This is a genomic window from Chitinibacter sp. SCUT-21 (assembly GCA_041874755.1).
Taxonomy (GTDB): Bacteria; Pseudomonadota; Gammaproteobacteria; order Burkholderiales; family Chitinibacteraceae; genus Chitinibacter.
On the sequence record CP102611.1, the window covers coordinates 1,620,968 to 1,643,775 of the forward strand.

Below are 22,808 nucleotides of genomic sequence, written 5' to 3' on the forward strand. Positions count from 1 at the left end.
AAAGATATCTTTTGGATTGTTCTTCAGGTTAATACCTGGCTATGTATTTGGGTAAGGGCTTGGGCTGATCACTAAAATCCATGCCGCACTGAGTACGGCATAGAAGGGAGGCCTTGCAGCCTCCGCGCCGAGTTAAATAGCTATTAGCTTAGATTTTGCCGACCAGATCCAAAGATGGCTTCAGCGTAGACTCACCTGGCGTCCATTTAGCTGGGCAAACTTCACCTGGGTGGCTCGCTACGTATTGAGCAGCTTGTACTTTGCGCAACAATTCTTTCGCGTCACGGCCAATGCCCAAGTCGTGGATTTCAGCCACTTTGATTTCGCCTTCTGGGTTGATCACGAATGTACCGCGCAATGCCAGACCTTCTTCTTCGATCATTACGTCGAAGTTGCGAGTGATCGTACCAGTTGGATCGCCGATCATTGGGTAGTTGATCTTCGCGATCGTTTCAGAAGCGTCGTGCCATGCTTTGTGCGTGAAGTGAGTGTCAGTTGATACTGAGTAAACTTCAACGCCCAATTTTTGGAATTCGCCGTATACATCAGCCAAGTCACCCAATTCAGTTGGGCACACAAACGTGAAGTCAGCTGGGTAGAAGAACACAACAGACCATTTGCCTTTCAGTGTTTCATCGCTTACTGGGATGAATTGGCCGTTGTGGTATGCAGTTGCTTTGAATGGTTTGATTACGCTATTGATGATTGCCATGATGTCGTTCCTTTTTGAACTGTTTGCAAGAGACAGGACGAATATTAAGGAAGACGACTTGATAGGTAAAATTGTATGTTTAAATTATTTCATTAGTTAAAATTTATTACCGCCAAATAGCCGGCGGCGTTTTGGCTGCGGCTGCTTTTTCTTGCGGCTAGGCCAATCACAACCGTCGCAACAGCCCAACGCTTCTGGCTCACAAGGCGAATCGCAACCCAAATCACAATCGCCGCGTTGGTACGCCCATGGTTTGACCGGCTGCGCATAATATTCGCGATGAATTGCACCACAATATTTCAAGCGCTGATTCAGTAGCAAGATGCCGGCAAAAAAGCCGTAGCGACGAATGGCCCTAAAGCCTAATTGCGAACAGCTCGCCCCGCCCGTTCCAACGCGATAGGCACAATGAAAGCCTTTGTGGCGTGAGAGATTGCGCTGGTAAAAACGAATAACCAGTAAAGCACATTCTCGCAGCATTTAAGCTAAACCGGGGTGATCCCGCTGTGGCTTATCCAGCCAATAGCCTTGCACTTGATCGACGCCGAAGTCGACCAGCATATTAAAAATCGCTTCGTTTTCAACAAACTCAGCAATCGTTGTTTTACCCAAATCATGCGCAATGCTCACCATGCCGCGCACAAACACTTGGCTATCGTGGTCATTTTGCAAGTCGCGAATAAACAAGCCATCAATTTTTAACACATCGGCTTTAAGTTGCTTTAAGTAGGCAAACGAAGCAAAACCCACGCCAAAGTCATCCAAGCACACCACGCAGCCGGTGCTGCGCAGCGCATCAATAAAGCGCTGTGCATCGGTCATATCCGATACCGCCGATGTTTCAGTGAGTTCCACCAAAAGTCGTTTGGGGTTAACTTGATGCTGGGCCAGTAAGTTGTGAATATATTGCGGCAAAGCCGGGTCATCAAAAGAGCGTCCCGACACATTGACCGCAATTGATGGACAATCGGGAAAATTGGCCAATTGTTGAATCACTTGCGCGATCACCCAGCGGTCTAGGTCAAGAATCTTGCCCGTTTTTTCGGCGTGCGGGATAAAGTGATTCGGCATAATAACGCCACCGGGTGAGCTTTCATCCTTCATCCTCACCAATGCCTCTAAGTGAGCCAGCGATTTATCATGGCAGTGATAAATACCCTGAAAATGCAGCTCAAACCCCTCATTTTCCAGCGCATCAACTATGCGCTCTTTCCACGATAAACGGCTTAATTCATTGCGCGAATGATCGGCATCTGGGCGATACAAACGCCAAGTACCTTTCCCTGCTGCCTTGGCCTGATACATGGCAGAGTCAGCGTGCGCGACTAAATCCTCCGCGCTTTGCGCGTGTTGCGGGTAAAGCGCCACACCAACCGAAGTGCCAGGACGCATGAGATGTGAGCCAGCCATAAATTGAATTTGTGAAATCGAACTAACAATCCGCTCGGCCAGCTTGCTGACTTCAAATTCGCCGCACTCCGGAAGTAGAACGGCAAATTCATCCCCCCCCAAGCGCGACAGCACTTCATGGCGGCGAACTTGCTTACCTATTTCACGCGCAATAGCTTTGAGTAACTCGTCACCTACCGCGTGACCAAAACTATCGTTAACGTGTTTAAACTCGTCCAAATCGAAGAAGACCAGCGCCATCGTTTGCTGACGGCGATCGGCCTCGGACACCATGCGCTCAAGTTCTTGCTGAAAGCGGTGGCGGTTGTACAGGCCAGTTAAAGCATCACGCTCGGCCAGATTGACCATGTGTTCTGCCAGTTCACGTTGCTGCGTGACATCCTCGTACACCCACATGCGGCCATTGGTATTGCCATTTGGATCCAGAACGCGGTAACAATTTTGCGTCACGATACGACCATCGTTCATGGTAATTTCGCCGAACTCAACGCGATCTTCCATTAAGGACAGCTCTTCAAGATAAATCGACAAGATATCGCCGATTGCTGGGCGATTATCAGCTTGCTGCAGCATTTGTCCAATCGGCCGATGATTACTTAAATCCGCACTAGAAACACCCCACAGCTCGCAAAACGCCGGATTAAAAAAGACAACTCGGTTGTCATTATCCAAAAACAAAACACCAAAGCGCATTGCAGCCAATAGAGCCAACATCCGAGCACGTTCTGATTCCGCACGCTCAAGATAGCTTTGCCCCAAAGATTGGATTTGGCGCAGTTCAACCACCGCCTTGCGTAGCGCCAATCTATCGTCTTTCATCTCGGTGTTATCGCGCAAACTAGCACGTAAACCTAAATACTGACCTTGGGCATCAATCAGCGGCATCCAGTTGGCTGAAGCCCAAAATAATGAACCATCACGCCGAACGGCGCGAAACTCATAATCTTGTTGCACGCTGCGCTCACGCAGGGCCTCATGCAATGCTTGCTCTAAACGAGTCCGCTCTTCGGGTGTTGCCAGGGTAAGAGGAAAATCACTGAGCAGCTGGCATTCATTCACCGAATAACCGGTAATCCGCTCGACCGATGCATTAACCCACAGTAGTTTACCTGTGGGGTCCAACCAGAGCTCTGCGCTATAGGTGTGGTCGGCAATTGCATGAAATTTGGCTTCAGACTGCGATAAGGCAGAAACGCGATCACGAATAACACGGGCCATTTCATTGAAGCGGCGCGTAATTTGCGAGACTTCGTCGTAACCTTTGGGCTCGGCCAAAGCTTCAAAATGCCCTTGGCTGGCAGTTTCAGCGGCGCTGAGGATTCGATACAACTGCCGCGTTAGCCACACACCAAGGAACGACATCAGGGTCATGGTGATCAGTAAACCGGCAAATAAACCCAAGGTACTTTGCCACAGCAGTCGGTTGGCTGCGTCGAACAAAATAGTATTCGAGATCCCAAAGCGCAACTCCCCCAGTAGCTCGCCACCTAATTCGATGCGTGTTGCGGCATGGATTAAAAGCAACTCGTCTTCAGCAACGCTGCTTGCAGAAGTGATTTTGGGTAGTTCTTGCGCAATATCCCAGCCACGAGCGGCGATAATTTGCCCATTCTGGTCAAGTAAAATCAGATAATCGAGCCCATCGGTCGAGCGAATTCCATCCAGCAAGTCGCTGGCTTTGGCCAAATCGCCACTGGCTAATGGCGTCGTAAATGCAGCACTTAGCAGGCGTGATAGCTCTTGTACACGCACTTCGGTGACATGCAGCACCATTTCATCCCAAATGCGTGATGCATTCACGAGCAGCGCCAGCAATAGCAAGGCTTGAATCAAGACGCTAGCCGCAATCAAACGCGCGCGTAATGAGGAAAAGAAGGGATTACGTTTCATAGCATCGAGCTTACTATTTCTTGACCCTTCTGGACTAGCCTCACGCCAAAAATAGGCAAAAACCACATCAAAGAAACAGTAAGCGCAAAACAATTATCGAGCTAACGATTTAATGAAGACCTTCGATCGACGCTGGTAGTTATACAGTTGCTTTTTCTCTATCGGCAACACATCAACACTCGCTTGGCTAAAGCCACGCTCAACAAACCAATGACTAGTGCGGGTGGTAAGCGCAAAGAGTTTTTCCATGCCAAGACCACGGGCTTGTTGCTCAACGTGGCGTAATAAATCTGCACCGCGGTCTTCATCTCGGTAATCTGGATGAATCACCAAGCAGGCCAACTCTGCCATCTTGCTTTCAGCAAATGGGTGAATCGCAACAATACCAATGATCTTGCCATCGTGCTCCAATACCGAGTAGCGGTGTACCTCGCGCTCCAACAGTTCACGCCCCCGCTTGACCAATACCCCCTGATCTTCCAGTGGCTCGATCAAGGCTAACATACCGCCGATATCGTCAATCGTTGCGTGACGCAGGGTTTCCAGCGAAGCACGCGAAATCATCGTGCCGATGCCATCGTGCGTAAACAGCTCCATCAATAAGCTACCGTCGACGTGGTGCGTGACCAAGTGCGCCCGCTTCACACCGTAACGCACGGCGCGAATGGCACAGGGCAAATACAGTTGCACATCTTCATTCACATTCGGGTGATCGGCTAAAAATTGCTCAGCCTCCACCGCTGTTAATTCAGTTTGCAATTCACCCTGTTCATCTACCACACCTTGCGAGCCGAATAAGAACAGCAATTTATCGGCTTTAAGAGCAACGGCAGCACTCGTGGCGACATCTTCAAGCGTTAAGTTGAAAATCTCACCAGTTGGTGAATAACCGATGGTGGAGAGCAAGACCATCTCGCCATCATCCAGCCGGTAATTAATCGCTGTGGTATCAATTTTGCGCACTTCGCCGGTATATTGCAGATCAATCCCATCGCGTACGCCCATCGGTTGGGCGGTGACAAAATTACCCGCAGAGACGCGTATATCGGCGTTGGCCATCGGCGAATTAGCCAACCCCATCGATAGCCACGATTCAATTTCAACACGGACATGGCCTGCGGCCTGAATCACGCACTCCAGCGCTTGGCTATCGGTAACCCGCACGCCGTTATGGTATTGCGGGGCAAGATTACGCTCGGCCATGCGCGCTTCAATCTGAGGCCGTGCACCATGAACTACCACCAGACGAACACCTAAGCTGGTGAGCAAATTAATGTCGTGCGTTAAGGTGGCAAACTTACCATCGCGCACCACCTCGCCACCTAGCGCGATGACAAAAGTTCGGCCACGGAAAGCATGAATGTAAGGCGCAGCCTGACGAAACCACTGAACAAAGTCTTGCATAAGATCCTCTACATACCCACCAAGGTATCCACCTACAGGTTAAACAGGCTGCAACATAGGGTGCAATACATCACAAAATAATGCAGAAAAAATGAGCGACTGAATATTGCGCTATTCTACCGCTCAAGCCAGCTACGTGGGTAAAACCATTGCGCATTATTGACTAGCGCGAACATAGAATCACACTAGACTAAAAGCCCCACTTTAATCTGGAGCAGATGATGTCAAAGTCACTCATCTGGTTACTCAGCGCGCTTAGCTGCCATGCCGTTTTAGCCAGCGATTTAGCCATACAATTGGGTGTCATTGCTCATCCCAGTGAGAATAGTGCTCTCCTGCGGGTCGAAAACCGCACCCCCATCCTCGCCGAGACATTGAGCACTCTAGATTCACAACTCTCGGCATACTGGCAAATCAACGCCAATCTTTGGCACACCAACGAAACGCACTTCGCCCTCCGAACCGGGCTTGGCGCACAATATCAATTCAGTGAGCACTGGGCACTTGAATTGGGCTGGGGCGCTATCGCCCTAGACAACCGCTACATCAGCTCACAACATGATATGGGCAGCCAACTGCATTTTGAAACCACACTCGGTTTGCGTTACCAGCTAGATCCAAGATCCGCGATCAAACTCAATGTGTATCACTGGTCCAACGCCAACCTAGCCGACGTGAATCCAGGCTGTGAAGTTGTTTTTTTGGGTTATCAATTACGCTATTGAGCACAGAGCCGCAGCTTTGGGGACCACTTAATACGCCCCATGCCCGCTCACCACCGTGCGGATGGTTTTACATACAATCGCAATGTCGTACCACAGATTCCAGTTCTTCACATACCAAGCGTCGAGCGCTACACGCTCGGCGTAACTCGTGTCATTACGTCCAGATACTTGCCATAACCCCGTCAAACCAGGGCGAGCTTCCAGATAAAAATCGACTTTATCACCATAGCGCTCTAGCTCTGCATCAATAATTGGGCGCGGGCCAACCAAGCTCATCTCACCCTTGATTACATTCCATAGCTGCGGAATCTCATCCAAACTGGTCTTGCGCAAAAATGCACCAATCTTGGTAATCCGCGGATCGTTACGCAGTTTAAAGTCTAAATCCCATTCTGCCTTGGCTGCGGGATCGCTCGCTAATAATTTTTCGAGGACTTCTTGGCTGTTATGCACCATCGTGCGAAATTTCCAGCATTTAAACGGCACGCCATTCATCCCAACGCGAACATGGCCAAAAAACACCGCACCAGGGCCACCTTCTTTTTTAATCCGCAGTACGACATAAGCGAGCAAGGGCGATAGCAACAGCAAGCCCACGCTTGCGCCAAATAAATCAAAAGCGCGCTTGAGCAAAATCAGCGGCTTCACCATCAAATTATTGCGTACGCGCAGCAGTAATACTTCGTGGCTAAAGAAATGATGCGGCACAACGCCAAACAGCGGCAAACCAGCAATCGGCGGAATAATGTGGATGTCTTTGTAGCGCAAAGACAATTGCTCGACTTGATTTTCCAGCGCGCGTAGCTCGATTTCATCAACGGCAATCACCACATGGGGGCGACCGTTTTCGCTCAGCCAAGTGAGCAGCTCTTCTCGCTGCAATTTAACAACGGGTAAAGATTGCTGACCAAACACCAATTCGTCGGGTGCGTTACTATCGATCGAAACAAAGGCATGCACATCAAAGCCCAATTGGCGCTCTGACGTCATCGCGCGATACGCATCTTGCGCATTGATGCCCGCGCCAATAATGACAGTGGGCAATTGCCAAATTTTCGCCTTCAGCAGCAAGCCTTTCATCGCCGAGCGCGCATAAGGCAACAAGACCAAAGCCAAACCCCAAGACACCGGCCATAGGAAACGCGAAATGGTAAATTTACCCAGCAATACCAGCATGCCGTTCAGCAAGGCTGCCAGCAGCAAAGCGCGCAAAATTTCGAGTAATTCATCCCAAAACGGCAGCCGTAAGCTGTAATGCCCACGCCACCAGAAGTTAGCGACGGTAATAATGGCTAGCCCCAAAAACGCCAAACCTTGTTGCCGCCCCTCCCAAGCCCACCACAATTCCATGCTCGCGCCGATGCGGTGGTAGCGAAACACCCATAGCAACAGCATCGCCAAGCCAAATGACACGGCCAACGCGAGAAAATCGGCCAAGGCCAGCCAAGGCTTGGCACGCTCAGCGTGCAAATGTTTTTGTTCTAAGTTCAAGGCCACAATGAATCACTTCTAAAAATATCTGCAAATTAGCTTAAAAACCGTAAACGGCGTATAACTCGGCCATCATCGTATCGAGCGAATAATGCTGGCGCGCAAATTGCCGCGCTTGCTCACCCAATCGGGCACGTAGATCAGCATCGTTGACCAGTCGTTCAATCGCCTGCACAAACTCGTCAGCGCTTTCAACCAAATAGCCATTCTGATCGACTTGCACCAAATCGCGATTACCAACCACATTGGTCGCAACCACCGGCAAGCCTGCCGCCATGGCCTCAATCACCGCTACCGGCAAACCTTCCCAGCGGCTAGTTTGGATATAAATATCAAAGCTCGCCAACTGCGCAAGCGCGGCGCGGCGATCACACCAACCGCTCACAGCCACATTCGCCTGCTTCAGCGCCGTCTCGCCCGATTCATCACCGCCGCCAACCCAGACAAACTCGACAGGCAAATGCCGGCATTTCTCAGCAACTTCGGCAAATAGCTCTGGATTGCGCGCCAACGTCACCCGTCCAACCGTACCAATGCGTAATCGGCTATTTTGTTTCAGCGCGGCAGGGATTGCGGCTAAATCGACCGCGTTATTCACCACTTTGACATTGGGTGACAGATGTTGACGGATTTCCTCGCCTTCCGATGGTGAGCAGGCAATAAACGTAACCGGCACACCGGCAAGGATTTTTTCAATCCCCAAAAAAACGCTATTTTTCAGCCGCCCTTCTGCGCGCTGCAAAAAAGACAAACCATGCGGCGAGAAAAACCAACGCGGGCCATTTTTGCCAGTCCACGCCAAACTAATCAGGCGACCAATTGCACCGGCCTTGCTCGAATGCAGGTGCACCACATCGGGTTGCAAATCTTTAATCCAGCGATATAAAGCGCGGCCAGAGCGAAAATCATTTAATGGGTGAATTGCGCGCTGCATTGGCAAATGAATGCATTTAACAGCTGAAGCAAACAATTGCGGCCAATTTTCCGGCGTTTCTTCGCGCACCGAGTGAATGATTGTCACATCATGACCATCCGCGCTTTGCCGATTCGCCATCGCCGACACCATCGATAAAGTGCCCGCGCCAAATGACTCAACCACGTGCAAAATATGCTTCATGCCTTCCCCCCGCGCAGTTTGGCTTTGAGCTTAAACGCCAGTTCATACGGCATCGCCAACAAGGCCAAGGTTCTTGCCATACCTGCTATTGCGCTGGGCGAGCCATCAAAATAGCGGCGCTGCAATTTTAAGCGCGATTTAAGCTGCACTTTGCGTTTACCCAAGGAGATTCCACTCGGATCCAGCTCGTAGCGGATTAACACCTCGGGCAAGTTGGCCACTTTAAATTGGCGCGCCATCGCCCAAAACATCGCATAGTCTTCGGCCGCGGGCGTATCTAGCGGATACATCCCCACCGTTTCAGCCGCAGAGATTTTAAACATCACGCTTGGATGGATATACGCCGAGTTTTTCTTCATAAACTCGAGAATTTGCGCGTGTTCAGTTGGATGGCGCAGCACAAATTGCTCCACACCCGCCTGATCCACAAAGCTCGCAGCGCCACCAAGCAATACCACATCTGGGTATTGCTGCATAAACGCCAACTGGCGTTCGATTCGATCAGATACGTTGCAATCACCACAATCCAGCCTTGCAATCCACTGATAACCACGCGCTTTGGCCCATGCCAAACCAGCGTTGAGAGCGCCTTCGATGCCTTTGTTTTGCGGCAGATTCAAAATACGTAAAGTGCCTTGGCCTTGATATGCGGCTTGCGCTGCTGCGGCATCAATCGGCGCACGCGTGCTGCCATCGTCCACCACCAGCACATCGCAGGGCTCGTTCGCACCAATACTCGCCAGCGATTTATTCAAACCTTCCGGATTGTTGTAGTGAGGAATTAAGACCAAGACTGCTTCGCTCATTACGCCTCCAAACTAGCAAAAGCTGGGTGATACTGAATTTGCCCCTGCGCCTTTTCGGCGGCAAACGATTTAGCCAAGACAAATTGATCGGGGATTCCTGCTGAAGTGAGGCCATGAACGCGCTCAAATCCAAAGCGCTGATAGTACTCAGCCTCTCCCACAAGAACACATCCTTTTGCACCCATACTTTGCAAATCAACCAAAGCTCGGTTCATCAGCTGCGAGCCCAAGCCTTGCTTTTGAAACTCGGGCAATACGGCAACAGGAGCAATACAGTGCCAACCCCGCTTTATCCCTTCGGCTTGGTGCAAGTTAACCGCGGAAGCATAAACGCAAGCCACAACGTGGCCTTGATGCACACCCAGCAAGGCGATAGTTAGCGCCTGCTGTTGGCGCAAAGCAGTCACCAATTGATGTTCTGAATTATTACTGTATGGGTGATTGGCAAACGCCTGTTGCAGCAGTTCAGTTACAGCACGATGTTGCGCCGCATCAGTGGGCGACTCTGCCACAAATTCTAATTCCATTTTCCCACCCCAAGTATTCGCTTAATTTGACGCGCTAACGATAGTGGCAACAGGTAAGATGCGCCTGCTTTTGCCATTTTAAGTGCCGAGCGTGGGCGCCAGTCAAAATGCCGAGCCAAAAGTTTCAAACGCATCGCTTGCTGCTGGCGACGGCGGCTCATTGAAATACCTGCGTCGTTATACTCGCTTTTGGTTAAAACTTCGGCCAAATTCGCCGTTTGGTAGCGTGCAACAAATTGCCAGAAATAGGCGAAGTCTTCCGCGGCCTTGCAATCGAGGGGATAAAGGCCAATTTCTTTCACGCCTGCCATTCTGAACATCACCGTTGGATGCGTAAAGGCATTATCGTCGTGCATTTGCCGCACGATTTCTTGATGCGTTTGTGGCTGGTGAATCGTAAAGCGATCACCGCTAGCATCAAAAAAAATCACCGCTGACCCCAGCAAATACACGTCAGGGTTTGCATCAAGGAATTTGACCTGTTTCGCAAAACGATCTGGCATCACCAGATCATCACAATCGAGCCGTGCACCATACTGGTAGCCTGCGGCGAGCATCGCCTCTAAACCAGTATTGAGCGCATATTCGATGCCGCAATTGGCTGGCAAATACAAAAAATGTAATTGGCCGCGCGCCTTAAAGGCGGTTTGCGCCACTTGTTCGTCGATTATCGCCTTAGTGCTGCCATCATCAACGATAAATACATCTATTTCCTCATCCACCCCAATCGAAGCCAAGGATGCGCAAAGGCCAGCTGGGTTATTAAAATGCGGGATTAATAAAGCGGTGCGGTTCATTGCTTAGACTCAAGTTGCGGTTCTGCGCGCAAACGTTGCGCCCATTGTTTGAGAATGCGGCCTTGTGCGTAATGCTCGGCGCGATGCTCAATAAAATTTTGTAGCAGCAATGATTGCGATTGCTGGCGAATAATCAATTCAGCCAATGCGGTGCCGCTGGCTTCTTGCACGACAAAATCATCGCGGCGCGCGCCAAACAGCTCATATACCCCGCCCGCGTTTGTACTGACAACCAGCAAGCGCATTGGCATGGACTCCAATACCACCAAAGGACACCCTTCAAAACCGGAAGTCAGCAAGAGCACATCGGCATGCGCCAAATACTCACTCACATCGTCTTTGCGACCAGCAAACAGCACTTGGCTCTCCAAGCGCCGTGCTACAACCTGCGATTTTAAATCATCTTCCAGCGGGCCATCGCCAACAATGGTCAAATTCGCAGCAACACTGGCCAAATTGAGCGCGACCAAGGTATCAAGCCATAAATGCGGCTGCTTTTCTTCGGCAATGCGGCCTACAAACAAGAGGCGCAGCGGCGCATTGGACTCGCGTTCAACGCGAGCGGAAATCTCTTGCTGTGCGTCGACAAAATTAGGCAACACCGTCCAGCCCTCGCTTGGTGCCTGCTCTAACCAACGCGCCATTGAAGTGCGCGCGTGCTCGGAAACAAAAATCAGCTCTTTAAGCCGGCGATATACAAATTGGCACGCTTTGCGGTGCACAACGTTCATCCGCGCAAAAGCGTCGAGCTCATAAAATGGCCCATGCACCCACGCGATGACGCGTTTACCTAAGCCGAGACTCGCAGCGAACGTCATATACAAGGGCAGCAAAAAAGTGCCGGCAATCAGCACATCATGTTCGCGCGCGATCTGCCGCGCCGCGCGCCAACCCGCCAGCCAAGTCAGTGGCTTTAAGGGCTGCCATTGGGATGATAAATCAACCACCTTGACCTTTTTAATCCGCGAGGCCCATAAATTACGCGAGCCGCCCAGCAGCACCAGCGTCACGTCAAAACCCATTACCGCCAGACCTTCACCCACCAGCACAGCACAACGCTCAACGCCGCCCAAACCTAGATCGCGCAGAAAAATGGCGATTTTCATGGTTTCACCTTGCGCCACACATAATCCGACATCGCTAAACGTAGGCTTTGTTTGAGCATTTTTTTCCGTTCAGCTTTTGGTGGCGGCATTTGCAGCGCGAGTTTGATTGCGCGCGGAAAGTCAAAGACATTGACGCCTCGGCTGCGCTGCAGTGTATCGAGCCACATTTCGCCCAAAGCACCACGGCTTTCTGGGCGTAATGCGATTAATTGAGTAAAGAAATCAACCATCCAAGCCCATTCAGCATGCGTCAGAATGCGACTAGGCTCAGCCAGCTTGGCAAATTCAGCAGCCAAGGGTTGCAAGGCGACGGGTAAAGCGCTGCGCGCATACTGTTCGCGCACGCGTTGCGCGGTGATTAGTAGCGCGGCTTTTTTCGCCTGCGTGACCTGCCCCGCATGCGTGCGGTAATGCAGCAAAACATCGGGAACATTGGCAAAACGCGCCGACGTTGTAGCCGCAATATGACACCACAAGGCGTAATCTTCGGCATGCGGTGCGTCGTCTGGATAAGGATTGGCTTTGAGCAAACTAGCGCGAGCCAAAATCGACGGGTGCGCAATCGGGGTATTGAACAGCAAGGCCAACCGCACTTCAGCGTCGCTGACCGGCGTATGCCACTCGCCAGAACGCTCGCCAATAAAGCCAATCCAGCTACCGCAAATATCAACTTGATGCTGGGCACAATAGTCAAGTTGCTTGACCAGACGGTCAGGCAAGCAAATATCGTCGGCATCAATCCGCGCAATCCACTCGCCCTGCGCTGCGGCAATACCTTCATTGAGGCTAGCGATCAAACCGCGATTGGGGCGGCTAATTATTTTAAAGCGCGCGTCTTGCTGTGCAGCCGCTTGCAAAATGGCCAGCGTTTGATCGCTAGAACCATCGTCGATCGCAATACACTCCCAGTCCGTATGGCTTTGAGCAATAAGGCTATCAAGCGTTTGCTGCAGATACTGAGCAGCATTAAAACATGGCAACACAAAAGAGACGGTCATCCTGCTGCGCCTCCTTGCGCATTCTGCTGAGCTAGCTGATGACGAATTTCGCGACTAATTTGCCGCGCCCTCCACCAAAACGCCAGCACAATAAATCCCTCAACAATCAGCACCGACTGCGCCGCACGCACGCCAGCTTCGTTTGAACCGGGCACCAAGACGCACATCAGCAGCACATTAAGCACACCGGCAGCGACCAGCACCCGACTAAAATAACGCTCTTGCCCGAAAACCAGTAAAGTTTGCTGACCAAACACCAGCGACATGCAGCCAAGTAAAATCACTGGAGCAAACCAGACCATAATCGTTTGCGAATCGGCCAGAGCCAAAAATGCTCGCGATAAGCCAAAATCAGCACCAAACAGGCTGACACTGATCGGCGCAAATACCGGCACAAACAGCGCCAAAGCCAGTGTCATCACGACTCCCACCCCAGTTTGAATCAGCAAGGCTTTGCGAATTAGCGCCAGCGCACCGGCTTTATCGTTCACGGCCAATTGCGCAATGCGCGGATACATCGCCTGCACCAAGGGGCCGATTAAACCCTGGGCGATATACACCAGCTTGCTGGCGGCGGCAAACAAGCCCACCTGCAGTGGCGCAGCAAACATCCCAAGCAATACCGTGGTGGATGTGGTGTATAAACTGGTTGAAATGGCCGACAGGAAAAACGGCCAACTGGCTTTGAGCGCAGCGCGCAGCTCGCCCAAGGACACCGCGACCCACATCGGACGCGCAATGCCCCAGCCCGTGCTCCACCATAATACGCCAGCCAAAATCTGCGGCATCGCCTGCAGCACCACCGCCAGCATCAAGTCTTGCGGGCCACTCACCCAATACAGCAAAAAGCCCAGCATCAGCGCGCGGGCAAACACCATCAGGCCAGAGGCGAGCTGCAGTTTTTCAAAGCCTTGGAAATACCACAAGGGAAATAAAACCGAGCTGGCGATATACAACTGGCTAACGATAAACACGTCGGCATGCGTACGCCAGCTATCAAGACTAAAGGTAAGCACCAGCAAAATCAGGCTGGAGGCGAGCATTAACGCCACTTTTGCCCAGGTGACGCGCCAAAAAATTCGCGCCGCCGCCCTCGGGTCATCGCGCACCTGCGCCACATCACGCACGGCCGATAAATTAAAGCCAAAATCAGTCAGCAATACGCCGTATTGGATGCAGGCAAAGGCGAAATTCATCACGCCAAAGCCTTCCGCGCCAAGCTGGACTAATAAAAAGGGGAAAGTAACAAAGGAAACGACGTAATTGAGGCCCTGTACCAAGTACAGTGCAAAAATATTCGCCCGCAATCGTGCATCAACCACAGCTCACCTCAAACCTGCCCGCACCTGCGAGTGCGCTTATTTTACGCTTTTCACGGCCTTTGCCTGTAACAGTATTGTTATTTTCCGGGCGACATAAATTGCTCGCCCGGCTTGGCGGCTTTGGGCGCAGGGGCGACTTTGCCATCGACCCAATGCGTTTTTTGCCTTGGCGTTTGTATTAGCCCGTTATACAACTGCGGCGTGGAATCGGTTTGCGGTGCTGGGCTTTCTGCTGCAGCACTAGCGGCGACGCGTGTAGAGCCTGTCGCTCTTTGCTCGCGTGTAAAAAATAGCGATCCCCAATCATCGGCCCAAGCCGTTGGCACACACAACAGACCACACAGCACAAGGCGGATCATTGAGCGGACTCTCTGTGCGGCGCAATACTGAGCCAGTCATAGCGGCAATCAACCTCGATGCCGTTGAGCTGCGGGTTTGCAGAACGGGCGAAACGGCATTCTTTAGCGACTGCACGACCTTTTTGCTGCGCCAACCATTCGGCAAAGGCTGAAATATCCCATTCATTGGCCGCCAGCCAGCGTACTTTCATTTCACTGGCATACAGCGCCACCTGATGCGTCGGTGTAGCGCCCTCTTTCTTGTGCTGTGGCGCAAAAGCGTAATCTAGCTGCCACGCTGGATGCGCCTGCTTTAACTGCGCCAAGGCTTCAATCCAATCAAGTCTATGTTCTTGACCTATGATGCCCAAACGCTGCAAGGTCAGGTTTTGCTGTTGATACTGCTGCACTGCTTGCCACTGCAGCTGCGCTTTTTCTGCCGACTGAGTCGTCTCCTGCAAGCGGCTACGCTGGGCGTGTAATTCAGCTTCGCTAAAGTAAACATAGATTTGTGCGATGAAAATGATCAACCCTGCAACTAGCATTGCCGCACCAAACCACAACAGTTGAACTCGAATTAAGCCCCAATCACCCCGTTCAAACTGCGCAAGTTTCATAGAGCTCGCCCCGACGTCGCAGGCAATTGCAGCTCAATCACAAAATCGGCTTTTACCACCGCTTGTTCGGCGGCCGGTTTTATTTCTGATTCGGAACGTATATCAATCGGCCATTGCCGCACACGTACTTGGGCCGCTGGCCATTGTTTTAACGCCGCCTCCAATTGGCCAATCTGCGCCAAGGCGGCACGATAAGCCAAGCGATTTTGCATACGCCCAGTCAGAACGATCGTTTGGGTCAACCATGGCGTTGCCACAACACCCTGACTAGGTATCTGTGTTGGCGCATTATCCATAGGAGCATTAGTGACTATACCCACTTGCCACTGCACTTCATCAATCGTTAAGCTGGGATAATCCAGCAAAGTCATACTCAAGCGACGTAAAGTGCTGTCCAACTGCGGCGCCGATTCAATATGATCGCGATAAAACTGTGCACTGACCTGCAATTGCTCGGGCGAATGAGCGCCAGCATCATGCAATAGCGCCAAATGGCGACGCAACTGCTGCTGTACCAAAACTTGCCGCTGTGCGCCCATATCGAATTGCGCCTGTAGCTGCAAGCCTTGCAGCCAGGTCAACCCCGATAGTATCAGCGCCAAAATCAATATAATAATAGCCGCCCAAGACAAACCCCTGCCTAGTATATTCAGTTGATGGTATTTAAGTGCCTCAGTGGGCGCATACTGATTGGGCAAAGCGTAAGTCACCAGCATGGCGACCATCACATCGTGCCAACTTTGGCAGCCTTTAGGCAATTTCAAGCGTGCAGCCAGATCAGTCATATCGCTTTGAATATTGAACTGCACGTGCTCTGCCTCATCACCCATCGCAAGCAAAATTTCGCTGCGCAATTCGGCCAAATGGCTGTCAAACAAGGCCCAGATATGCAAAGCTTCTTCACGCGTCATTAAGCGTAAAGTACTCAAATATTGCCGAGCCCGAATCACCTCTTTGGCAATCATTTCTGCTTGGGTGAGCATACTGTTACGGGTATGAAACGTTCCCAAGCGCGAAAAACGTAAACCATGGCGCGTAAAATAGCTCTGCCGCAATTGCCCTGGTGAATTACACGACATCACCATCAAATGGGCATGCTCTGGTTTTAGCCGTGCAATGATTTCTTGCGTGAGCAAGGCAACCGAATAAACGCCAAAAATCGGCGCTTTCACAACGGCCAGATCGGCCAAAATTCGATCCAGTATTTCACGATGAGTGAGCGCCGAGAGCTGCAAAATATCCTGCCCGCCTTGCCGCCCCACCATGTGTATTTTGGCGCATCGGTATGGCGTTGCCCGATAATAATGTTCGAGCTTGCGCTGCAATAGCGACTGTTGATCTCGCCCAGATAAATGCGGTACGAGTTCATGCTGCAAATCTTCGTCGACCAAGTCGGTTAGGATGCCGTAACTAACGCCTTGATGCTGCAAAATCCATTCACGAAAATCGGCAATCCCGAGCTCGTTATGCGGAAAAAATGCTAGGGGCAAAGCACCTCGCTCGCTCCAGCAATAGGCCGACAAAGCGTCTTGATTGAGGAACAAAATGACTTTCTTCATCGCAATTGCCCTATCGCATCGAAAATTGGCCCTAGCACCGACGACATAATCCACGCCAGCAGAAAACCCAATATCACCGTCATCGTCGGTTCGATCAAGGCATGAAAGCGCGCAATCGATTCTTTGATATCCCGATCATAAAAATAGGACACATTGTGCAAAGCATAGTCCAATTGCCCGGTCCCCTCGCCCACACGCAGCATGCGCAAAACCAGCGGTGGAAATAGCCCGATGCGCTCAAAGCTGGCGCTCACGCCGAAGCCTTCGCGAATTTGCCCCTCAACTCGCAATAAGGCGTGGGCAATTTGCCGATTATTGACGACGCCTTGCGTAATTCGAATGCAATCTAAAATGGGGATGCCTGCGGCATAGAGCAGTGCAAAACAATTGGCAAACCGCGCCAAGATGATTTTTTGCAAAATCGCCCCAAGCGCTGGCAACTGCAACAGCCAAGCGTCGCAATGTCGACGAAATCGCTCATCGACGACATAGCGCCAGCGCCCAATCAGAATCAAAGCGATGGGCAGCCCGAGCAACAACCACCAATAACGAATAAAGGCCTCTGAAATCCACAATAAAATCTTCGTACTCAGCGGAAGGGTTTGCTTCATGGCACGCATGAACTCGAGCAATTGCGGCACCAAATACACCATCAAAAAACACATCACGCCGAAAACCACAATCCCAACAAAGGCTGGATACAGCAAGAAGCGCTGAGTTTGCGCGATGAGTTCATCCTGCCATTTCAGCGATTCACACAAACGGCCCAAGACCGCAGCTAGCTCGCCGCTTTCTTCTCCCGCCTGAATTAAATGAATAATTAATGCATCAAACACTTTGGGGTGTGCGGCTAACGCTTGTGACAATTGCTGGCCACCCTCGATGTCCTCGATGACATTGGCGATGATTTCTCGAAAATGCGGAAGCTCGACGCTGTCACGCAAATCGCTTAATGCTTGCAGTAAGGGCACGCCTGCCCGGCTTAACTGCTCTAGATGAAAACAAAAGGTAATTAGCTCTCGGCGGGAGATAGTTTGCTTTGCCCACCATTCGCTTCGTCCAACTTCACCATGGATCAGCAACAAGCCCAGTCGAGACAATCTGAGCTCTAAATCAGCTTGATTGCTGGCTTGCATCTGCCCACGCTGTATTTGTCCATCCTGATCGGCGGCGCGGTATTGAAAGCGCATAATTAAGCCACCCGGTCCGTTAAATCGACAACGCGGGCAATTTCGTCGAGCGAGGTCTCCCCCGACAATACGCGCCGACACGCATCATCGGCCAGCGGTCGAAAACCTTTATCGATCGCCAGCCGTTTCATTTCGCGCATCGAGGCTCGCAGGGCAATCAATTCATCGATATCCCCATCGACTTTAAGCAGCTCCATCACCGCGATTCGGCCTTTGTAGCCTTGATACTCACACAGCGGACAGCCCACGGCGCGATAAATCGTGCGTGCGTGATTGATTGCCAACAGCCTTTGCTCAAATTCATCGCAGCTATAGGCTTGCTTGCAATGCGGGCACAAAGTACGCACCAAGCGTTGTGCAACCATACCGATGATATTCCCTGCCAATACATCGGGTAACACGCCAATATCGAGCAAGCGTGGCAAAACGCCGAGCGCCGAACTAGTGTGCAGCGTGGCATAGACCTGATGCCCTGTCATCGCAGCACGAAACGCCATTTCCGCGGTATCGCGATCACGAATCTCGCCGATCAGAATCACATCGGGGTCTTGCCGCATCATCGAACGAATACCGTTGGCAAAATCCATTTTGCTGATTTCATTAATTGAAGTCTGCCGAATCAAAGGCAGCGGATACTCGACCGGGTCCTCCAAGGTCATGATGTTCACATCAACCGAGTTGATGTGATTCAGGATTGAGTACAGCGTCGTCGTTTTGCCCGAGCCTGTGGGCCCCGTTAGCAAAATAATCCCTTCAGGGCGCGCGATCATCAGCCGTAATAAATCGAGGTGATCGTCGGCAAGGCCCAGCTGATCCAAAGGCAGCAGGCCTTTTTGCCGATCCAAAATCCGCAGTACGATGTTTTCGCCCCACGTACTCGGCTGGGCAGAAACACGAAAATCAAGGCCACGCCCCGAGAGCGTTAATGAAATCCGCCCGTCTTGCGGCGCACGGGTTTCGGCAATATTCATCGTCGCCAATACCTTCAGTCGCACCACCATCGCGGGCCAATAGGTTTTATGCAGCGCACGAATTTGTCGCAGCACGCCATCAATGCGATAGCGAATCCGCACGAACGATTGCTCTGGTTCAAAATGGATATCCGATGCGCCACGCGTCACCGCATCCGCCAGCAAAGCATCAATTAAACGCACCACCGGCTGGCTATATTCACCCTCGGTCAACGCCACACTGGCGTAATCAATTTCGCCCGTCTCGATCTCGTTTAAAATCCCGTCAATCGATAGCTCAAAGCCATAATACTGATCGATCGCCCGTACGATATCCGACTCTGCCGCAAGCAAGGTATCAATATGATATTGATCTTGGGTTTGTAGCCGAATTTGATCCAGCGCGAGTACATTATTCGGATTGGCCATCGCGACGGACATCCGCTGCGCGTCTTGATTTAAGCCTATCGGTAAGATCAAATAACGTTTAGCCAAGTCTTTCGGGATCAAACGAATAGCTTGCACATCAGCAATGACCCGCCCTAAGTCGACGCTATCGTGTCCTAAGTTTTCAGAGAGCGCTTCGCGTAAGACGTTTTCCGAAACAAAGCCCAAGGACACCATCAGTTTACCCAGTGGCACACCGGAGCTGCGCTGTTCCTGCAAAGCGATGCGTAGCTGATCGTCGGTAATCACGCCCTTCTCGATGAGTAAAGCACCTAGCGGTAATTTAGCTTTGGCGCTCATCTTAAAACCCCGCCAAACGCAATTGTGCCAAGCGACTTTCAACCACTGTGCGCTCAAAATTTGCTGAAGTTCGCGCCGCTAAATCTAAAGCTTTTTGATAAAAATCGGCGGCCAGCCGATGTTGCGCGAGATGATCCAAGCAAATCGCCAAATTAAACGCCAAATCAGCTTGCTCTGGCTGCGCACTCCAGGCCAGAAAAAACTGCTGTTGCGCCTGCGGCCACTGGGCCTTGCTGGCGTAGTATTGGCCCAATAGCAACGGACTTGTACCCAAGGGCGGCTCTTGAGGATTGGTTTGCTGCAACAGTGCGGCTTGTTCAGCGCTGAAGCGCTGCGGCTCCAAGCTCAATTGCGCCTGCCTCACCTCTTCGTCTTGCGGATTTAATTGCAATAAATACTGATAAATCCCCGCCGCTCGCGCTGTGTTGCCGCGCCTTACCTGCACCGCGGCCAGACCAAGCAAGGCGTCGCGTTGACGTGGTTCCTGCGCCAAAACACGTTGATAGCCGCGCTCGGCGCCATCTAAGTCACCCTGCTGATACGCACGCCATGCCGCGTGGATGGGCTCACCGGAATCGCGCGCCGTTTTCTCGAAGCGCACTTCGTCAGCCTTGGCGCCAGCCACCGGCATCACCTTGGCGGCTTGCTTTATCGGCACGGGGCTGGGCGAAGCTAAAATACCCTGCGCCGTATTACCTTCTAAAGCAGAACCATCATTAACTTCAACAACATACCCCTGAGCGTTAGAAGCTTGCGGGGCATCGCTTGACGGCACCTTGCTGATTATTTCGGAGGCGACGCTGTGCGTAAGCGATTCCACTCTGGGCAACGGCGCTAGGCTATTTTGCATTAATTGCTGATATTGCCAAGTAAACCAAGCCACCAAACTACTGAGCAACACCACACCACCCAAGGCGAGCCACGGCAACATTGACCGTGGCTTATTTGCTTCAAGCCGAGACGGGCTGCGCTCAGTGCGTGTGGATGTTTCGGGCTGATTTATTGCCATCGCTTCGCGCTGATAAGGGCGCTCTTTAACGGTTGCCGCTCTTGCAAGGTTTGGCTCGACCTCGGGGCATGGCGGTGCAGGGCTTTGTGCCGTCCCCTCGTCAAGCTGCGGCACCTCGGTCTGCAAAAACTCGGCCTCAACGAGTTTTAATTCCGCACTGCTGTGCGGCGCTTGCGCGATTGAACAAGCACGCTCTCGCTTGTCTTGCTCGGCTTTCCTTAAGGCTTTGAGCAATGAGTTCATTGCAGCACCTGATTGGGCAGCAGCAAGCCACTTTGAAAGGCCGATAATTGCTGATCGCCAGCGGGCGAGAAATAATCATTTGTTGGCAAATACTGCTGATAAGCAGCCAGTTCGCCATTAACGCCGTTTTCACGTACCACAATCGGGCGCAGAAAAACCACCAGTTCAATCTTGCTAACCTTATCATCACGATAACTAAATGCATCCCCCAAAATCGGTACCCGCGATAAACCAGGTAAACCTTGGCGCGAATTGACTTGCTTATCTTGAATCAAGCCCCCCAACACCGCCGCTTGGCCGCTGGCGATCCGCAAAGTTGAGTCAAACTCCCTGACCTGTAGCACCGGGATCAAGCTTTGCACTGGTTTACTCGACGCCAGCGAAATCAAAGCAACCGCGGGATCTTCGATATAACTGCTGATATTGGTAATCGTCGGGCGCACATTCATCGAGATAGCGCCATTGTCAGCCACTTGCGGCGTCACTTGCATCACTAAACCAACGGGCACGGTATGCAGGGTCGAGGAATATGTACGTCCAGTTACGACACCATCGGTATTTTTGTCCTCTTCCAGCTCCAAGGTGAAATAGACCTGCTCTTCCACCACCTTCATCACCGCGGTTTGGTTATTGAGCGCAATCACTTTAGGGCTAGACAGCACTCGAGTGCGTCCAAATTGCTCCAGCAGCTTGATCGTGGCGGTGAAATTTTGACTGGTGAACGACAAGACACTCACGGGAGCGGCATTCAGATTGGCGCCCAGCAGGCTTTGCCCCAAGCTCCAGCCACTGCCTGATGCAATCTTGGACCAATCAACACCCGCTTGATATTGATCGCCCAACGCGACCTCAACAATGGTCGCCTCAATCATCACTTGCCGTTGCGCCGAAGCTTGCACGGCGGCAAGAAACTCAGCCACTTTCAATTGATCTTTGTGCGAAGCCCGTATCGTAATCGTGCCACTTTCAGGATTCATTACGACTAAATTGGGCAGGCTAGACGGAAGGGGATTAGGTGAAGCGGTAGTTAAATCTTGCCGTGTTTTCTCAGCCATCGCGGCATTTTTCTCAACCTTGGCCAAGCTATCGGCGAGCGCAACAGCACTTTTCACATCGGTCGATTTATTGCTTACCGCTTGGCTCAATTGCTGCGCCACCACCATGGTGACGGGTTGGGTTGCCGATGGCGTCGCTACTAAGCCCTCCTTTACGCCCAATAAATCTTTTAAATTAGTTTCGAGTCGCTTCCAAAATTGATTGAGATTTTCACTTTCAATCGCGGTGGTCGAGCTATTATTGGCGGCACTATTGGGCTGCGCGCTGGTCGACACCGAGTTTAAAATCGACACGCTTGATTTCATATTGCGCGCCAAATTAAAGTAGTCGATTCGATAGGTTTTAAGGTAAGGGCGATCTGGCGTAATCGTTAAAACGCCTTGCTCTAAAGTCCAGCGGATATCGACTTGCTTGGCAACGCGATCTAAAATTTGCGGCAAAGTTTGTGCAATGGCATTCAATGTCACCACTCCTTGCACGTCAGGGTGAACGTCCACATTGATTTTGGCGTCGCGTGCTAACGCAAACAGCAAACTATTCACTGGCAATTTGCTCACGACAACGCTATAGGTTTCGAGCTTTGGGCTTGCGCTAGGCTTAGGCAAATAGGGGATTTGCAACACTGGGGCAGGGATATGGCGGTCTATTTCTGAAGTTTTTTCAATATGCCGACCTGGAGTCTGGGCCAAACCGCTGTATGTTGCACAGGCTGTCAAGGCACTGAAGGCTAACAAAATGAGCAAAACTCTTTTCATAAATTTCAACGCAAGATGGAAGTAACACCATTCTAGGTA

20 protein-coding genes are annotated in these 22,808 nt (G+C 51.4%); 1 reads left to right on the plus strand and 19 read right to left on the minus strand.

Annotated features, from left to right (window positions below):
- Positions 1-148 precede the first annotated feature (148 nt).
- The 4 genes from ahpC to argA all read right to left on the minus strand — a co-directional run bounded on the left by ahpC (position 149) and on the right by argA (position 5,416).
- A complete protein-coding gene (gene ahpC / locus NT239_07465; GenBank protein XGA72647.1) occupies positions 149-712 on the minus strand; it encodes an alkyl hydroperoxide reductase subunit C in 564 nt (187 codons plus the stop codon).
- 96 nt (positions 713-808) lie between these two features.
- Complete coding sequence (gene yidD / locus NT239_07470; protein ID XGA72648.1) at positions 809-1,192, minus strand: membrane protein insertion efficiency factor YidD; 384 nt, start codon at positions 1,190-1,192, stop codon at positions 809-811.
- On the minus strand, positions 1,193-4,012 hold the full coding sequence (locus tag NT239_07475; protein ID XGA72649.1) for an EAL domain-containing protein: 2,820 nt from the start codon (positions 4,010-4,012) through the stop codon (positions 1,193-1,195). It abuts the gene before it with no gap.
- 93 nt (positions 4,013-4,105) lie between these two features.
- Positions 4,106-5,416: an amino-acid N-acetyltransferase gene (argA, locus tag NT239_07480; GenBank protein ID XGA72650.1), complete on the minus strand. Its 1,311-nt coding sequence runs from the start codon at positions 5,414-5,416 to the stop codon at positions 4,106-4,108.
- 221 nt (positions 5,417-5,637) lie between these two features.
- Between argA and NT239_07485 the strand changes: the two genes are divergently transcribed.
- The gene (locus NT239_07485) at positions 5,638-6,141 is read left to right on the plus strand and encodes an acyloxyacyl hydrolase (protein ID XGA72651.1); all 504 of its coding nucleotides are present in this window, start codon (positions 5,638-5,640) and stop codon (positions 6,139-6,141) included.
- Between the two features lie 27 nt (positions 6,142-6,168).
- Here NT239_07485 and wbaP read toward each other — a convergent pair whose 3' ends face one another.
- The 15 genes from wbaP to NT239_07560 form a co-directional block, all read right to left on the minus strand.
- Positions 6,169-7,638, minus strand: coding sequence for an undecaprenyl-phosphate galactose phosphotransferase WbaP (wbaP, locus tag NT239_07490; GenBank protein ID XGA72652.1), 1,470 nt, complete (start codon positions 7,636-7,638; stop codon positions 6,169-6,171).
- A gap of 34 nt (positions 7,639-7,672) precedes the next feature.
- The gene (locus tag NT239_07495; protein ID XGA72653.1) at positions 7,673-8,749 is read right to left on the minus strand and encodes a glycosyltransferase; all 1,077 of its coding nucleotides are present in this window, start codon (positions 8,747-8,749) and stop codon (positions 7,673-7,675) included.
- Positions 8,746-9,555: a glycosyltransferase gene (locus tag NT239_07500; protein ID XGA72654.1), complete on the minus strand. Its 810-nt coding sequence runs from the start codon at positions 9,553-9,555 to the stop codon at positions 8,746-8,748. Before NT239_07500 ends, NT239_07495 begins: the two co-directional genes overlap by 4 nt.
- Positions 9,555-10,082 carry an N-acetyltransferase gene (locus NT239_07505; GenBank protein ID XGA72655.1) on the minus strand — a complete coding sequence of 176 codons (528 nt, stop codon included), beginning with the start codon at positions 10,080-10,082 and terminating at the stop codon, positions 9,555-9,557. Before NT239_07505 ends, NT239_07500 begins: the two co-directional genes overlap by 1 nt.
- Positions 10,073-10,879 carry a glycosyltransferase gene (locus NT239_07510; GenBank protein ID XGA72656.1) on the minus strand — a complete coding sequence of 269 codons (807 nt, stop codon included), beginning with the start codon at positions 10,877-10,879 and terminating at the stop codon, positions 10,073-10,075. The genes NT239_07505 and NT239_07510 overlap by 10 nt, the downstream gene beginning before the upstream one ends.
- Positions 10,876-11,985 carry a glycosyltransferase gene (locus NT239_07515; protein XGA72657.1) on the minus strand — a complete coding sequence of 370 codons (1,110 nt, stop codon included), beginning with the start codon at positions 11,983-11,985 and terminating at the stop codon, positions 10,876-10,878. Before NT239_07515 ends, NT239_07510 begins: the two co-directional genes overlap by 4 nt.
- A complete protein-coding gene (locus NT239_07520; protein XGA72658.1) occupies positions 11,982-12,983 on the minus strand; it encodes a glycosyltransferase in 1,002 nt (333 codons plus the stop codon). Before NT239_07520 ends, NT239_07515 begins: the two co-directional genes overlap by 4 nt.
- On the minus strand, positions 12,980-14,305 hold the full coding sequence (locus NT239_07525) for an oligosaccharide flippase family protein (GenBank protein XGA72659.1): 1,326 nt from the start codon (positions 14,303-14,305) through the stop codon (positions 12,980-12,982). The genes NT239_07520 and NT239_07525 overlap by 4 nt, the downstream gene beginning before the upstream one ends.
- Before the next feature lie 77 nt (positions 14,306-14,382).
- Positions 14,383-14,664, minus strand: a complete 282-nt coding sequence (locus NT239_07530) for a hypothetical protein (protein XGA72660.1) — start codon at positions 14,662-14,664, stop codon at positions 14,383-14,385.
- The gene (locus NT239_07535) at positions 14,661-15,260 is read right to left on the minus strand and encodes a hypothetical protein (GenBank protein ID XGA72661.1); all 600 of its coding nucleotides are present in this window, start codon (positions 15,258-15,260) and stop codon (positions 14,661-14,663) included. The genes NT239_07530 and NT239_07535 overlap by 4 nt, the downstream gene beginning before the upstream one ends.
- Positions 15,257-16,819 (minus strand): hypothetical protein, encoded by a 1,563-nt coding sequence (locus tag NT239_07540; GenBank protein ID XGA72662.1) that lies wholly within the window; start codon positions 16,817-16,819, stop codon positions 15,257-15,259. The genes NT239_07535 and NT239_07540 overlap by 4 nt, the downstream gene beginning before the upstream one ends.
- Positions 16,816-18,009: a type II secretion system F family protein gene (locus tag NT239_07545; protein ID XGA72663.1), complete on the minus strand. Its 1,194-nt coding sequence runs from the start codon at positions 18,007-18,009 to the stop codon at positions 16,816-16,818. Before NT239_07545 ends, NT239_07540 begins: the two co-directional genes overlap by 4 nt.
- 2 nt (positions 18,010-18,011) lie before the next feature.
- Positions 18,012-19,706 (minus strand): ATPase, T2SS/T4P/T4SS family, encoded by a 1,695-nt coding sequence (locus NT239_07550; GenBank protein ID XGA72664.1) that lies wholly within the window; start codon positions 19,704-19,706, stop codon positions 18,012-18,014.
- Between the two features lies 1 nt (position 19,707).
- Positions 19,708-20,958, minus strand: coding sequence for a tetratricopeptide repeat protein (locus NT239_07555; GenBank protein ID XGA72665.1), 1,251 nt, complete (start codon positions 20,956-20,958; stop codon positions 19,708-19,710).
- Positions 20,955-22,703: a type II and III secretion system protein gene (locus NT239_07560; GenBank protein XGA72666.1), complete on the minus strand. Its 1,749-nt coding sequence runs from the start codon at positions 22,701-22,703 to the stop codon at positions 20,955-20,957. The genes NT239_07555 and NT239_07560 overlap by 4 nt, the downstream gene beginning before the upstream one ends.
- Positions 22,704-22,808 lie beyond the last annotated feature (105 nt).

Bases quoted from the DNA above. Each gene is read 5' to 3' on its own strand.
- NT239_07485 (XGA72651.1), top strand. From the start codon at position 5,638: ATGTCAAAGTCACTCATCTGGTTACTCAGCGCGCTTAGCTGCCATGCC.
- NT239_07555 (XGA72665.1), bottom strand. From the start codon at position 20,958: ATGAACTCATTGCTCAAAGCCTTAAGGAAAGCCGAGCAAGACAAGCGA.
- argA (XGA72650.1), bottom strand. From the start codon at position 5,416: ATGCAAGACTTTGTTCAGTGGTTTCGTCAGGCTGCGCCTTACATTCAT.
- NT239_07515 (XGA72657.1), bottom strand. From the start codon at position 11,985: ATGAAAATCGCCATTTTTCTGCGCGATCTAGGTTTGGGCGGCGTTGAG.
- NT239_07545 (XGA72663.1), bottom strand. From the start codon at position 18,009: ATGCGCTTTCAATACCGCGCCGCCGATCAGGATGGACAAATACAGCGT.
- NT239_07475 (XGA72649.1), bottom strand. From the start codon at position 4,012: ATGAAACGTAATCCCTTCTTTTCCTCATTACGCGCGCGTTTGATTGCG.
- ahpC (XGA72647.1), bottom strand. From the start codon at position 712: ATGGCAATCATCAATAGCGTAATCAAACCATTCAAAGCAACTGCATAC.
- NT239_07495 (XGA72653.1), bottom strand. From the start codon at position 8,749: ATGAAGCATATTTTGCACGTGGTTGAGTCATTTGGCGCGGGCACTTTA.
- yidD (XGA72648.1), bottom strand. From the start codon at position 1,192: ATGCTGCGAGAATGTGCTTTACTGGTTATTCGTTTTTACCAGCGCAAT.
- NT239_07535 (XGA72661.1), bottom strand. From the start codon at position 15,260: ATGAAACTTGCGCAGTTTGAACGGGGTGATTGGGGCTTAATTCGAGTT.
- NT239_07505 (XGA72655.1), bottom strand. From the start codon at position 10,082: ATGGAATTAGAATTTGTGGCAGAGTCGCCCACTGATGCGGCGCAACAT.
- NT239_07550 (XGA72664.1), bottom strand. From the start codon at position 19,706: ATGAGCGCCAAAGCTAAATTACCGCTAGGTGCTTTACTCATCGAGAAG.
- NT239_07540 (XGA72662.1), bottom strand. From the start codon at position 16,819: ATGAAGAAAGTCATTTTGTTCCTCAATCAAGACGCTTTGTCGGCCTAT.
- NT239_07520 (XGA72658.1), bottom strand. From the start codon at position 12,983: ATGACCGTCTCTTTTGTGTTGCCATGTTTTAATGCTGCTCAGTATCTG.
- NT239_07500 (XGA72654.1), bottom strand. From the start codon at position 9,555: ATGAGCGAAGCAGTCTTGGTCTTAATTCCTCACTACAACAATCCGGAA.
- NT239_07510 (XGA72656.1), bottom strand. From the start codon at position 10,879: ATGAACCGCACCGCTTTATTAATCCCGCATTTTAATAACCCAGCTGGC.
- NT239_07530 (XGA72660.1), bottom strand. From the start codon at position 14,664: ATGATCCGCCTTGTGCTGTGTGGTCTGTTGTGTGTGCCAACGGCTTGG.